General features: G+C 41.0%; 5 protein-coding genes and 1 tRNA gene. 1 reads left to right on the top strand and 5 read right to left on the bottom strand.

Annotated features, from left to right (window positions below; all coding sequences use genetic code 11):
* Positions 1–13: 13 nt before the first annotated feature.
* Positions 14–1,222, bottom strand: coding sequence for a site-specific integrase (locus C3K47_RS18820; protein WP_103790715.1), 1,209 nt, complete (start codon positions 1,220–1,222; stop codon positions 14–16).
* Positions 1,223–1,399: 177 nt separating this feature from the next.
* A tRNA-Ile gene (locus C3K47_RS18815) sits at positions 1,400–1,473 on the bottom strand.
* Between the two features lie 73 nt (positions 1,474–1,546).
* On the opposite strand from C3K47_RS18815, the gene C3K47_RS18810 reads away from it, so the two are divergent.
* Positions 1,547–2,167 (top strand): HAD family hydrolase, encoded by a 621-nt coding sequence (locus tag C3K47_RS18810; RefSeq protein ID WP_103790714.1) that lies wholly within the window; start codon positions 1,547–1,549, stop codon positions 2,165–2,167.
* Positions 2,168–2,384: 217 nt separating this feature from the next.
* Here the strand turns inward: C3K47_RS18810 and C3K47_RS18800 are convergent, their stop codons facing one another.
* The 3 genes from C3K47_RS18800 to C3K47_RS18790 form a co-directional block, all read right to left on the bottom strand.
* On the bottom strand, positions 2,385–6,518 hold the full coding sequence (locus C3K47_RS18800; RefSeq protein ID WP_103790712.1) for a T9SS type B sorting domain-containing protein: 4,134 nt from the start codon (positions 6,516–6,518) through the stop codon (positions 2,385–2,387).
* A gap of 597 nt (positions 6,519–7,115) precedes the next feature.
* Positions 7,116–11,255: a T9SS type B sorting domain-containing protein gene (locus tag C3K47_RS18795; RefSeq protein WP_103790711.1), complete on the bottom strand. Its 4,140-nt coding sequence runs from the start codon at positions 11,253–11,255 to the stop codon at positions 7,116–7,118.
* Positions 11,256–11,405: 150 nt separating this feature from the next.
* Positions 11,406–15,143 (bottom strand): PKD domain-containing protein, encoded by a 3,738-nt coding sequence (locus tag C3K47_RS18790; protein WP_449441368.1) that lies wholly within the window; start codon positions 15,141–15,143, stop codon positions 11,406–11,408.
* Between the last annotated feature and the right edge of the window lie 391 nt (positions 15,144–15,534).

Here is a 15,534-nt window from a genome sequence, read left to right as displayed (position 1 = left end):
CATTTGATTAAAGTTACCAGTTGAATATTTCCATTGCTTTATCGAGTTCTTCATTCATGATTTTGGCGTAAATCTGGGTAGTTGTAATATCAGAATGTCCCATTAGTTTGGAAACGTATTCGATCCGCATACCTTTCTTGAGAGCCAAGGTGGCAAATGTGTGGCGAGCCGTGTGAAAATGGAGCTTCTTTTCGATGTCTGCTTTCTCTGCCAAAACTTTTAAGTATGAATTAGTCTTGGATGTATTAGAAGATATTGCTTTAAACAAAGTCTCCGGGTTAGTGTAGTCTGTTTCATTTTTAAGAAATGGGAAAATAAAACTATCGGGATTACTCGAATTAAGTTTATACTGGCCCAATATTTCTTTTGATTTACCAGGGAGTTTTATTGAAACAACCGATCCTGTTTTTTGTGTTTGCACCACAACATGCTCTCCATCAAAATTGCTCCATTTTAATTTTAATATATCTGAGATCCTAAGTCCTCCGGTATAAACCGAAAACAAATACATGTTTCTATAATGGTTTAAATAACTATTCAAAGGCAATACAAGATTCTCAAGACTTGCCAATTCCTTTTCCGAAAGAAACTCTTTAGTTGTTGCTGCACGCCTGATTTGAAACTTAATAAAAGGATTTTTCTCAGGGGGAAGCATATCATCTCTGATTGCTTCATTGAACAGCTTACGGATGTATTTTAAATTTCCATGTATAGTATTAACAGAATTCCCGTATTCTTTCTTAAGATGTGCTTCAAATCGTTTTAACCAACCTGTATTAATCTCTTCAAATGAGATGTTTTTATTATCAACAAATTCTTTTATTTTTTCAAGGGTAGTTTCCAGTTTTTTAATGGTGGCTATCTTGTATTTGCCCTTTCCATTCTTAATGTATTCGGCCGCATATTGGAAGAATTTTAAATCCGTTTCACCCTTCAAACTGCTTTTTATCTTTCGCGGATTGTTGATAGTCTGTTGCAGTTCCAGGTCGAGCATCTTTGATTCTACCTCTGCAATTTTATTGGATATTACATTGTTGAGACGTGTTGAATTAGGGTGATTTTTCTTTACCCTCCTATTCTTTTCATCCCATTCACTTTCTTTTAAATAAATTCCGGTTGATAAATAAGTAGCCTTGCGACAATGGATAAATCGAATATAAAGCGGTGCTTCTTCGAGTTGGTTAAACTTTTTGGTGTTGAGGTAAATTTTAAGAGATGCCATATTACGGTTGTTGCTATTAACAAGCTTGATTTTTCCGCAATGTAATGGTAAAACATTTGGTAAAACATTTGCGGTTTTCCTATGCTTTGGAGTGCATTTCTTTGCTTGATGGAAAATTCAAAAACCGCCTTAAAACGACAATGCAGCGTGTTTTCGTGAAAACCGCTGCATTGAAAGTGGACCCTCGGGGGCTCGAACCCCGGACCAAAAGATTATGAGTCTCCTACTCTAACCAACTGAGCTAAGGGTCCTGATTTGTTTCTCAAATCGTCCGCAAATATGTAAAATTGCACCCGAAATCACAACTTATTAACTCTTATTTAAGTGAAAAATATTAAAAATATAATCTTCGATTACGGCAACGTGATCTTTTCTATTGATTTTCAACGTGCTAGCCAAGCATTTAAAAATATAGGTCTGGAGCATATTGATGACCTTTTTGGGCATAGGGCTCAGGCTAACTTCTTTGATGATTTTGAAAAAGGCAAGATCACCGCTGAACTATTTGTTAGTGAAGTAAAAAAGTTCGTTCCTACGGCCACCAACCAGGAGATCATCGATGCCTGGAATGCCTTGTTAATTGGCATTGACGAAGGTAATTTGGAGCTTCTGCTTAAAGCCAAAGCCAAATACCGCACCTTTTTATTGAGCAACAACAATGAAATTCACTATAACTGGATCATTGAGTACCTAAAGCACAAATGGAACATTGCGGATATGTCGGCTTATTTTGAGAAGGATTATTACTCGCACCTGATGGGCTTGCGTAAACCTAATGCCGATATTTTTGAGGAGGTTTTAAAGATCCATAACCTGAACCCCGAAGAAACCTTATTCATTGACGACAGTCCCCAGCATATTGCCACCGCTGCGAAGTTAGGACTGAATACGCGCCTTGTTGCTCCAGGGGAGCCGTTGAAGGAAGTGTTGGCAGAGTACCTTTAGAAATGAGTGAATGACTGAATGAGAGAATGAGAGAATAAATGATTGAATGACTGAATGAGAGAATGAGAGAATAAATGAGTGAATGACTGAATGAGAGAATGAGAGAATAAATGAGTGGATGAGAGAATGATTGAATAGAAAAGGTGTCAATAACCATATCATTCTTTCATTCTATCCTTCTATCATTCCCTCCTTCTATCCTTCTATCCTTCTCTCATTAATAAATTATCGTAACTGAACCTGCTGTTGGTGCTAACTGATCTTGATGGGGCTTAAGCACATAGTAGTAAGTTCCTTGCGGGAGGTTTTTGTTTTTATACTTTCCGTCCCATGGGGCTGCGTAGCCTTTGGTATAAAATACCTGTGATCCGAAGCGATCATAAATAAATACTTCCATGTTCGGGTAGCTTTCAATACCGGGGATAACCCAGGTATCATTCATGCCGTCGCCATTAGGGGTAAACACATTGGTTACTTCAATTTTAGGCAGCACGGTTACATTAACGGTACAAGTAGCTGAACAATTTTCGGCATTGGTAACTACTACCTGGTAGGTTTTATCAACCGTTGGTGACAAAATTGGATTGGCAATCGTTGGATCACTCAGGCCATCTGCGGGAGTCCACTGGTATTTGTAAGTTGTATTAGAAGGCTGGTCGGCAGTTACCTTCAGTTCAATATCGATTCCGGCTACAACCGTATAATCCTTACAATCTATTACCGGCAAAACACCAACCGTGATTTTTTGTTCCGAATAACTTTCGCAACCCGAAGGACTGTTTTTAAAGGTATAACGAACCATATGCTCCCCTGCCCCGGCTGTTTGTGGAGAAAAGGAAGTTTGCTGTACACCGTCAACTGTATAAACTCCTGTACCGCCGTTGCCATCCAAAGGCATTCCGCCTGTTAATACAAACGAAGGTTCGTTTATACAAATGGTAGTAAGGGGCAGATTCAACGATACCTGCGGACTGGGATCTATCGTAAAACTAAGTTCTTCTATATCAGTACACACCATAGAAAAGCCAGCTATTAACCGAACCTTAAATGTTTGTGAAACCGTTGAGGCTGCAGCGGTAAAGTTCATTTGCGCATCATTCATTACCGTTTTTACTACCTGGTTAGCGGCATCAATAATTTCCCATTTGCGGTAGGTAATCGTTCCAAAATCGGTTGTTGAAGCATCCTTGAAAATCATTTCGGCGTTAGTACAATAAGGAGCAACACTTAGATTTTGAATGGCCGCTTTCACATTCGAACCCAATACCGATACATCATACACAAACGTTTTTGAACAACCATAAGGTGAAGTAACCGTAAGGCTAACCTTTTTAACTCCCGCTGTAGTATAAGTATGCGTAGGATCTTTAGCGGTGGAAGTGTTATTAGCACCGCTTGCTGCATCATCAAAGTTCCACAAGTAGCTTAAGGTTGAACCATCGCTGATGTTACTTGTATCAAAGAAAGAAAACAAACCAAAGCAATCGGCAATAAAAGAGAATTTGGCATCTGGTGTTGGTCGCGTTTCAATTTGTATAACGTTGGAAATGCGTTCACAGCCTTCGTCATTTGTGATCTTCAAACTATAACTTCCTTTACCCCATACCACCAGGGTATCAGCAAAAGAATCGGCTAAGTTATTACCATTTAACAGCCACTGATACGAACGGGCCTTACCGGCTGTATTTCTCAAAATAGTTTTTTCTCCCTGACACAAATCGGTTTTATTATTGTCGGCGGCAATCACTGGATCGCCAATTACATTCACTGTAAATGGAGATGCAACTACTTTACAATTAGAGGAAGGATCGTTAATGGTACCTGTTGCCGCTACAATTAAACGATAGTATTTAGGATCTGTGGTTTGAACATTGGTTAGTGCCAGTGAACCTGTTGTTGCCCCCGTAATGTTATTCCATGTTTTATTATCTGTGCTCGATTGCCACTGGTAATCAGGATTTACAAAGCCGGAAATTAAGGTAGATTTAAGATTGACATTCGCACCGTTACATACAAATGTTTCTGTTGATGTAGCACCGGGCACATCTGAACTAATATCTATTGATCCGCAGATACTAAAGCTAATATCATCGATAGCCAAATCATTTCCGCAACCTCCCGGCCCGTTATTACGCATTACCAATACCACATCAGTTTGGCCGGTAAAATCAATACCAAATTCCATCCAGCTCATTTGATTGGCGGCATAAATATCACCTGTTGAAACCTGGTCGATGATGTTATTATTCTTATCCCTTATTTCGAAGGTGACATTCACCGGCCTATCTGGAGAACAGGCTCTTGTTTTATGTAATACATTGGCTATAAAAGCGGAGAAACGATAGATCGCATTAGTACATAAACCGCTGATTGGAGCGCGGTAAAATTCTCCCGGCGCATTGCTGGCATTAAAGATCAACATGCGCCCGTTAGCATCTTCGGCAGTATGATCTTGTTCGCCCGAATGCCAGGCATTTCCAAAAACATTAGGCACAGTAGAAAAATAACCGTAGCTCCCATCATTAGGATCCGACTCGTTTCGACTGTAAGTGGTGGTACCAGGAAGATCCACCGGGCTGGCATCCGTTCCCAACGTGATCACCTGAATGGGGGTTACTCGTCCTGCGCAGGTAACTTTGGTTGGCACTTTAACCGTAACTGTCCATTGCTGGGTATTGCTAAATTTATCTTTAACCGTGTACACGACCGGATTGGTAAAATCTTTGGCTACACCTGAAGCCGGTGAAACCGTTGAGCAGGGTGATACCACTATTGTTGGTGTTAGGTTGGTAACATTCGTGCCGGGCAATACCTCTACAGTTATGGTATGATTAGCTTTATTGATCACTGCCGGAGTTTTCTGTTGCGATAATGAGAAGGCTAAAATATCGGTCAGGTTGGTAATGTCATCCGTATATCGTACTACAAATGCATCTGATTGTTTACTGGTAATTTTTACATCGCAGTTTCCGGGGTCCAAATCAATTTGACTATCATAAGATCCCACTAAATAACTATTCCCATTTTGATCAACGCCTACTCCTGTTCCCTGGTCATAAGCACCGGTGCCGTTCATGGTTAGGTGCCATTTATAATTACCCGAAGCATCGTATTTGGCCAGGTAAACATCAAAGCCAATATTGGTGTTGGTTCCATTTTGTGTTCCCGGGCCGGCATCGAAATCTACCGTTGAAGTAAATCCCCCGGTAATATAAATATTATTATCCTTATCGATAGCTGAACCGGTAAGTAATGTTTTAGCAGCGGTTCCTCCTATTTGCTGTGCATAGACATAATTTCCATCGGCATCATATTTGGCAATAAAGCCATCGTATTCGCCAATGGGTGTAAAAAAATTAGTAAGGGTTGGCGATGGATTAAAATCAGAGGTTCCGGTAAAAAGTCCGGTTAAGTAAATGTACCCATCAGTTCCGGCATGAATCCCCACTCCCCTTTCGGTATTATTGCTTCCAAAGCTAAAGGCCCATTTATATTTTCCGTCTTTATCATACTTAGCGGCAAAAACATCAGCGCCTCCTTTTGAAGTAAGCGTTGCTACAGCTGTTGGATCGGGGTCGAAATCAACACTTCCCTGCAATTCACCCGTTATATAAGCGTTCAAATCATTATCTACCGTTATCTTATAGCCAATATTCGGAGAGCCATTCTCTCCCATATTGATCACCCAATTGAAAGCACCTGTGTTGGAATACTTAACAATGTACACATCAGCTGAGTTACTGACCCCGGTAAGCTGCGTGGGCTGCGTGGGGTCAAATGCCACCTTATCGGTAAATGTTCCGGTTAAATAAACATCATTATTTTTATCAATGGCGATGGAATTAGCCACATCGTTACCCGTGTTTCCAGCCGAATATACCCATCGGTAATTACCATTATTATCATAAGAGGCAATGAACAGATCGGGGCCGCCTTTGGAGCCAACAATGGCAGTATTGGTGGGTGGATTGAAATCCGTTTGTCCACTTATAAAACCTGCTAAAAACACATTCCCATTTCCATCTATTGCCAGCGATTTTGGCTCATCACTATTTACCGAACCGAAGCTTTTTACCCAAATCAGGTTTCCATTAATATCATATTTAGCCAAAAATATATCCGACAGCCCTTTGGAAGTAATGCTGGTAGCACCCAATACAACTACATCATTAAAAGAACCGGCAACAAAAGTATTTCCCTGCTGATCAACGGCTATGCTGGTTCCGTAATCGTTTAAATTACCTCCAATTCCCGTCCCCCATAGCAAATTTGGCTGTTGTGCCTTTGCCAGTAATCCGCAGAAAAGAAAAAAGAAAATAAAGTAAGTAGCCTTTATGTAGAATTGCTTCATACCTAGCAATTTATTCAGAAATAAGAAGTTTTTAAAATTTAATCTATAGAACTGATATGATTTAACGATTGGTATAAGGCAGCATTGACATTATTGAAGTTTTGTACGCTCAATCAAAGTATTGTTTCTTATACTGCAGGTTGTCAGGAGCGGCATTAGCAGCTTTAGCGTAAAAAAAGATTTTAAAAAGATGAGTAGTAACGAGAATAAGTGATGAAGCAAAGCAATTCGGAGAAGTGAAGCGAAGCGAAACGTCTTGAATTGCAGATAATCTTTTTAGAATCTTTTAGCTAAAGCTGCGAAGCCTTGATTCTTTGGAAACTTTTTTCAGGTATTTAATTTTTCTTTAAGGTCTTCAAGAATCTACGATTTCTTATCAAGAAGAATTGCGAAGCAATCATGAACGCCTTAAGAATTCACAACTATGTGAATAAAGTTTCTAGGCCTCGGCTGGCTATGAGGCCGACCACAAGAACCGAATGAGATGGTTTATCATCCCCGAACAGTTCTCTTCATCTAATAAATTAAATAGAAAGCTTAACGCAGAAGGGCGACCTGTTGAGTCGCCCTTCTGGGTATTTATTATTTTAAAACTAGCTAGTAAATGATAGTAATCGATCCTGTACGCGGTTTAAGCTGATGTACGTTTGGCTTAATTATATAGTAATAAGTTCCCTGCGACAGGCTTTTGTTTTTGTATTTTCCATCCCATGGGGATGCATAACCTTTAGAATAAAACACCTGTGATCCAAAGCGATCAAAAACAATTAACTCCATATTAGGGTAACGCTCGGCACCGGTAAGGCTCCATGTATCATTTTTACCATCACCATTAGGAGTAAACACATTGGTAAATTCGATCTTTGGTAAAACGGTCACGTTTACAACACACTGAACCGAACAATTTTCAATATTGGTAATCGTCACCCGATAGGTTTTATCAATTGTGGGCGACAGGACAGGATTGGAGATAGTTGGATCGCTCAAACCATCCGCAGGCGCCCATTGGTATGAGTAAGCAGAACCCGGCTGGTCGGCAATGATCTTTAGCTCCTCATTAATCCCTTCCACAACTGTATAATCCTTGCAATCTATAATCGGTATCGGACTGACTGTAATTTTTTGTTCCGAATAACTCTCACAACCCGTAGGACTGTTTTTAAACGTATACCGAATAATGTGTTCACCCGGTCCGGCATTCTGCGGAGAAAAAGAGGTTTGTTTTACACCATCTACAGTATAGGTTCCTTTACCTCCAATTCCATTTAATGGCATACCACCTGTTAACACAAAAGAAGGCTCATTGGCACAAATAGTAGTAACCGGTAGATTTAAAGAAACCAGCGGACTGGGATCTATGGTAAAACTAAGTTCTTTTATATCGGTACAAACACTCGAAAAGCCTACCGTTAACCGAACCTTAAACGATTGCGAAACAGTTGAACCCGGTACAGAAAAATTGATTTGAGCATCGTCCAAAACTGTTTTCACCACCTGGTTGGCTGCATCAACAATTTCCCATTTACGATAGGTTATAACACCTAAACCTATGGTTGAAGCATCCTTAAAAACCATTTCTCCATTGGTACAATAAGGAGCAACACTTAAGTTTTGAATGGCCGCTTTCAGGTTTGATCCAATTACGGATACATCATAAACAAACGTTTTAGAGCAACTGTAAGGGGAAGTAACGGTAAGACTAACCTTTTTAATTCCTGTAGATTTAAAGCTATGTACCGGATCTTTAACTGTTGATGTATTATTAGCACCACTTGCTGCATCGTCAAAATTCCACAGGTAGGTTAAAGTTGAATTATCACTGATCTTACTGTCATCAAAAAAACGAAAGGGAGCAGAACAATCGGAAATAAAAGAAAATTTGGCATCCGGAATAGGTCGGGTTTCAATTTGAATAGCGTTGGAAAGGCGTTCACAGCCGCCGTCATTTGTGATCTTCAAACTATAACTCCCTCTATCTGTAACCAACAGTGTATCGGCAACTGAGTTGGTTAGCTTATTTCCGTTTAACAACCACTGATACGAACGGGCCTTACCGGTGGTATTCCGTAAAACAGTCTTTTCTCCCAGGCACAAATTAGTTTTATTATTATCAGATACAAGAACCGGATCTCCGATCACATTCACTGTAAATGGTGATGCAATTACTTTACAATTAGAAGAAGGGTCGTTAATGGTACCGGTTGCCGCAACAATTAAACGGTAGTATTGGGGATCAGTAGTTTGAACATTGGTCAATGCCAATGAACCTGTTGTTGCTCCCGGAATGTTATTCCATATTTTATTGTCTGCGCTCGATTGCCACTGATAATCAGGATTTACAAAGCCGGAAATTAAGGTGGATTTTAGGTTGACATTCGCGCCATTACATACAAATGTTTCCGTTGATGTAGCACCAGACACATCTGAACTGATATCAATTGATCCGCAGATACTAAAACTGATATCGTCAATGGCAAGGTCATTACCACAGCCTCCCGGCCCGTTATTACGCATAACCAAAAACACTTCCGTTTGTCCTGTAAAATCAATACCGAATTCCATCCATTTCATTTGATTTTCGGCATAAATATTCCCCGTTGAAACCTGATCGATAATGTTATTATTCTTATCCCTGATCTCGAAGGTGACGTTTACAGGATTATCCGGAGAACAGCCCCTTGTTTTATGCAACACATTGGCTATAAAAGCCGAAAATCGATAGATCGCATTGGTACATAAACCGCTGATTGGGGCGCGGTAAAACTCTCCCGGCTCATTGCTGGCATTAAAAATTAGCATGCGACCGTTAGCATCTCCGGTAGTATGATCCAGTTCACCCGATTGCCATGCATTTCCAAAGACATTAGGCACAGTTGAAAAATAGCCATAGCTACCATCAGAAGGATTCGACTCGTTTCGGCTGTAAGTTGTTGAACCCGGAAGATCAACCGGGTTGGCTGTAGTTCCTAAGGTGATCACCTGAATAGGGGTTACTCTGCCTGAACAGGTAACTCTGCCCGATACTGTAACATTCACCGTCCATTGCTGTGTATGGTTGTATTTATCTGTAACCGTATAAACCACTGGAGTAGCAAAATTTTTAACAACTCCCGATGCAGGTGTAATTACCGAACAAGGAGAAACCTCTATTGTTGGGCTTAATTTGCTAACATCCGTTCCGGGTTGGAGTTCTATTGAGATGGTATGATTGACCTTATTTATAACAGCCGGTGATATTTGTTGAGGCAGTGAGTAGGCTAAAATATCTGTCAAATTAGCCTGATCAGGTCCATATTTCGCAAAAAAAGCATCCCATACTTTAGCAGTAAGCAGAACTTCGCAGCTTCCCGGATCGATATCAAGCTTATCCATAAAAGAACCTATAAGAAAACTATTTCCTTTCTCATCAACATAAAGATTCTTTCCCTGACCAAAACCCCATGTCCCATCCATATCTATCACCCATGAATAATTACCTTCGGTATCATACTTGGCTATAAAAGCATCATGTCCTAATGATGTACACACCCGGTTTTGTACGCCGCTATTAGGGTCAAAATCTACGGTCCTGGTAAACCCACCACTGATGTATAAATTATTATCCTTATCGGTAGCTGAAGCTGCTAAATAGGCTGTGCCATCCAATCCTCCTATACTTTTCGACCAAATAAATGCGCCGTCTTTACTGTACTTAGCAAAAAAACCGTCATATTTTCCTATTGCCGTCATTTCATTTGTAGCAACGGCCGAAGGATCAAAATCTGCGGCACCGGAATAATAGCCCGTCAAATAAATAGTTCCATCCGTATTGGCAAGAACACAAAATGGCCTCACTATGTCATCTATGTTACTGTTATTTAAATTAAAGGCCCATTGATAATTTCCGTCTTTGTCATATTTAGCAACAAATGCATCATTTCCTTTAGATGTTAAAAAGGCTGCATTTGATGCAGAAGGATCAAAATCAACAGTCAGATGGAAAAGCCCGGTTACATAAACATTTGATTGATCATCAACAGCTATCCAGTAACTCTCATGAGATATATTATTCTCACCTATATTCTTCACCCAATACAAGTTCCCATCATTTGTATACTTGCCAATAAAAAAATCTAAAGAACTGGGAATTCCTGTTAAAGCAGTTGGATCATGCGGATCGAAAGCCACCTGATAAAAAAATGTTCCGGTTAAATAAACATCATTGTTTTTATCAATAGCGATTGAGTTTGCCGCGTCTTCACTCCCATTACCTGTAGCATAGGCCCAGCGGTAATTTCCATCCGAATCATAAGAGGCTAAAAACAGATCAGTTGAACCTTTTGAAGTAAATACGGCATTGCCGCTCGGATCAAAATTCACATCGCCGCCAATTTTCCCGGCAATAAAAATATTGTCATTACTATCTATAGCCATTGACCGTGGTTCATCCGCATTTACTGACCCAAAGCTCTTCACCCATATGAAATTTCCATTCGGATCATACTTGGCAACAAAAATATCTTTATCTCCTTTGGCTGTAATAGAAGTTATACTTGGGCTTGTTCCGAAGCTCACCACATCATTAAATGTACCACTGATATAGCTATTGCCAAGCTTATCAACTACAACATTATGCCCATTTTCATATAAATTCCCGCTAATTCCCATACCCCACTGTAAATTTGGTTGTTGAGCCTTTAACTGAAAGCTTATTAAAAAAAGCACAAAGAAAGCTACTTGCCTGAAAAGATAATTCATAGCTAGCAAGTTAAAACAAATAGTACTGTAATTAAAATTTCAATAGTGTAAATAGCACACTTTACTTTCGCCTGTTAAGTTTTTGCCTTAAAAAACGAAAGGGCGACCTATTCAGTCGCCCTTCCTTGTATTTATTGTTTTTAAATCGATCTAGTAAATGATGGTGATCGCTCCCGCACGTGGTTTAAGCTGATCTTTGTTCGGCTTAATTACGTAGTAGTAAGTTGCTGCCGGAACAGGTCTTCCATCTCTCGAACCATCCCACTGATCGGCATATCCTCTCGAGTAGTAGATCTTATCTCCGTAGCGGTTATAAACGTAAACCTCTACATCAGGATACTTCTCAATTCCAGGGATCTCCCATTTATCGTTTACGTTGTCACCGTTAGGTGTGATCACATCCGGAATTTTCAGGTCAGGCAACACATTTACGTGAACGTTACATGTGCTTACACAACCTTCGGCATTGGTTACATAAAGCGTGTAAGTCATATCTGCCGTAGCCGAAAGCACTGTTGGTGTTAAGCTGGTTGGATCATCCAATCCTGCAGCCGGCAACCATTTGTAAGTGTAGTTAGCACTTTCTTTCGACAATAACTTCATGTCTAATTTCACGCTCTTACCAATAAACACATCGAAGTCCATACAATCAATCACTGGCGACTGATTTACATTGATCTGACGTTGTGCTGTATCCGTACAGAAGTTAGCTGCCTGGAAGGTATACGTAACCGTATGTGAACCAGGTCCTGCTTTCTGTGGATAGAAGTTACCGTTTTTCACTCCTATACCGCTGAATGAACCTGCACCACCAACTCCGTCTACCGGCGTTCCACCTGTTAATTTCACTGATGGAGCATCCATACATACATCTGGCAATGGAGCCAATGCTGCATCCGGGCTAGGTTTAACAGTGAAGTCGTATGTAACTGAATCCACACAAGTACTACCTGTGCTTACAATTAATCGTACACTGTAAGTTGCATCCACAGTTGAAGCCGGTGGGTTAAACACCATTACCGGACCGTTCATTGGATTATTGTTAGCAACCAAGTTACCTGTTGCATCATCAAAGATCTTCCAGGTCCAGCTTTGTACTTTACCAATTTTCACTGTCGACTTATCTTCAAAGATCAATGCATCTTTCGAACAATAAGGCTGAGGCGAAATGATTCTAAAGTCGGCCTTAGGCTCTCCGTTGATCATCACATCCATCACGAATGTTGAATCACAATGATCTGAGAAGACCGTTAAGGTGATGTGCTTCATACCCGGAGTTTTGAATGAATAGCTAGGATTCATTTGGGTTGAAACTGAACCCACACCATCTCCAAAGTTCCACAAGTAAGCAAGGTTAGTACCATCAGTAATATAACTGGTGTTATTAAACTGAATAGCATCCGTCATACAGCTTGAAGGCGCATCAAATCTTGCTACCGGACGAGGCCAGATGGTGATCTTCACTGAGTCAGAGGTATCATCACAACCTGCTGCATTGGTAATTCTAACCTGGTAATATCCGCCTAAGTCAGCATCGTATGTTGAAGCCGTAGCTCCAGGGATAACCACATTGTCTTTCAACCATTCGTAAGAAGTACCAATTCCTTCGGCTACCAATTTCACTTTAGTACCCTCACAAATATTATCAGGAGTGGTCATCTTCACTACTGCTGCAGGATTAGCAAACACGCTGATCGTATCGTTGATAGCGGTGAAACACTGAGTTACCGGATCAGTGTACGTGTACGTGATCACATGATTACCGGCGCCTGCTGAATCTGGATAGAATCTATTGTTATAGATACCTATACCGCCTGCTATTGTATAAATACCGCCTGCAGGAGTTCCTGTATTCAATGTAAGCGGCGCCTCCTTCGTACACATGGTATCAACCGGAAGTTTAAAGTTCACCGTTGGTTTTTGATAGATCACAAACGAACTGGTATGCGATGCAGGACAACCAAACGTTGGTGTCACTGTCAACTCTGCCGTAAGTGTTTTTCCAGCATAGATCTGTGGAACAAATACTCGGATCTCATTTCTGGCTTCCTGATTAAGGTTGATCTCAGTTGGTCCGTCAAAGAATCTCCATTTGTAATCATAACTTACTCCTAAGCGCATGATAGAGGTATCTCTTAATGTGATGCTATCACCGGCACATACCGAAGCACGTCCTTTCAGATAGAAATCAACTTTAGGAACGTCTCCTCTTACATTAAACACTTTCGTTAAGCTATCTACACAACCGTTATCAGTAGTTGCATACAAGGTAACTTTCTTAGGTCCGGTAGACATGTAGAAGTGTTTACCATTAGGATCAGTAGGAGTACTGAACCAGAATAAGTCAGAAGTTTTATCCGGATCATCTTCAAATTTCCAGAAGTAGGTTACCGGACTTCCATCTGCATTCGGCGGTGTTTTATTAACAAACACTGTTGTATCAACTAAACATTCTGCCGGTAAATCAAAATCAAGTTTTGGTTTAGAATAGATTACCACATTTACCGGGCTTGAAGCCGTACCAGCACAGGTATACTCATTAGTTACCATTACTGAGTAGGTATTAGAACCAACTTGAGTAGGTTTAAATACCTGGTTGTTTTCACCTGGAATTACAGCACCATTAATTAACCACTGATAGCTGTCTGCAGTAGAAGATGTCAACGTAATGTCGGCTCCTTCACAAGCAGGGCTGTCTCCTGTTACGGTAATCACCGGATTTGGTAATGCCTGCACCGAAACATTAAACACGGCAGATGCAGTACATCCGTTAGGCGCGGCATAGGTGTAGGTAATCAGATGCATACCAACACCAGCTACAGCCGGGTTAAACGAACCTGCCGATACACCGGTTCCTGTATAGGTTCCTCCTGCTGGAGATCCGCCGGATAAAGCAAATGCTGGTTTATCCATACAAACTACCGAATCAGGAATTACCAGGGTTACATCAGGACGAGCTTTGATGGTTACCGTTTGAGCTGTTGCCTCACTGTAACAATTGTTTGCTGCTGTTACACCCAATGTAATGGTGTATGTTTTATCAATATTCGATGGATCGAAACGGAAGGTTGCCGTTGAATTAGCATCCAGTCCTACAGGGAACACACGGTTACCCAATTCGTCGTTGATGATCCATTCAATTTTAGAAATACTTCCTAATCCACCAGCCATTGTAGAAGTGCTTGTTAAGGTGTAATCAACATCGTAACAAGAGCTACCCAATGGAGCCAGCGTAAAGCTTGCTACCGGTTTATTACCATTGAAGGTAATTGAGTGACCAGTTGTATCGGTACAACCATCTGCACTGGTAACTTTTAAGGTTACCCAATAAGAGCCCACCGCAGTGTATTGGTGAGTAGCGTTTACTCCTGTACCGGCTGTTCCATCGCCAAACGTCCAATCGTAATTGGTAATGGTTCCGGTTGAAGTTGAAGCGTCAAATTCAACACCGCTTGCACTCACACAATCTGAGTTTGCTCCAAATGAAGCTACCACCGCAGGATATTCTGTTACAGCTACTGTATTTGATACGTCATCACATCCAAAGCCGTTGATACCCACTGCATAATAGTTACCTGGCTGAGTCACATTTAATGTTGCACCCGATGCGATAATGGTTGTAGGAGCTGAAGCTTCATACCATTCATAGTTAGCTGCACCTGTTGCACTTAGGGTAAGCGTTTCCTTCGGACAAATTACTGCCGGACCTGCAGGGGTTACTACTGGTGTAGGTAAAGGATTTACAATTAGTATAACTGGTGTTGAAGATCCTGCACAACCTCCATCAACTGCTGCAGCTGTATAGGTAATAGTATACGTACCAGGACCTGCAATTAATGGATTAAATGTGTTTCCTACTATCGTACCAGCTGGAACCGCAGGACTCACTGAATAAGTTGGAGCACCTACAGCCACACCGTTCGTTACTGCAGGAGAAAGGGTTATTAATCCTCCATCCACACATACTTCAGGCGCGGACGCAATTAGAGTGGCTACTGCTACCGGATGAACTNCTGAGATCGTGTTGATCACACTGCCGCCTTCACTGAATTCCCAGATGTAGTCGGTGATCGGGCTTACTCCGGTGCTTGAGCCTGTGGCATCTAAGGTCACTGTTCCATCCTGACAAACCGTTGTGGACGATACCGTAAAGCCGGCCACTGGCGTTGCGCCATTGTATTGATATACATCGGTATAGGTGTCTTTACATCCGTTACCTGATGATGTTACTGTTAAGGTGATCGTTTTCGGTCCGGCTGTAGTGTACGCTGGTACCGCT

The sequence above is a fragment of the Solitalea longa genome, from assembly GCF_002920915.1.
Classification (GTDB): domain Bacteria; phylum Bacteroidota; class Bacteroidia; order Sphingobacteriales; family Sphingobacteriaceae; genus Solitalea; species Solitalea longa.
Note: the sequence above shows the minus strand (reverse complement) of the source record. Positions and strands in the feature narration are given on the sequence as shown.

Excerpts from the sequence above, each read along its gene's own strand:
- C3K47_RS18795 (WP_103790711.1), bottom strand. The coding sequence starts at position 11,255 with ATGAATTATCTTTTCAGGCAAGTAGCTTTCTTTGTGCTTTTTTTAATA.
- C3K47_RS18800 (WP_103790712.1), bottom strand. The coding sequence starts at position 6,518 with ATGAAGCAATTCTACATAAAGGCTACTTACTTTATTTTCTTTTTTCTT.
- C3K47_RS18820 (WP_103790715.1), bottom strand. The coding sequence starts at position 1,222 with ATGGCATCTCTTAAAATTTACCTCAACACCAAAAAGTTTAACCAACTC.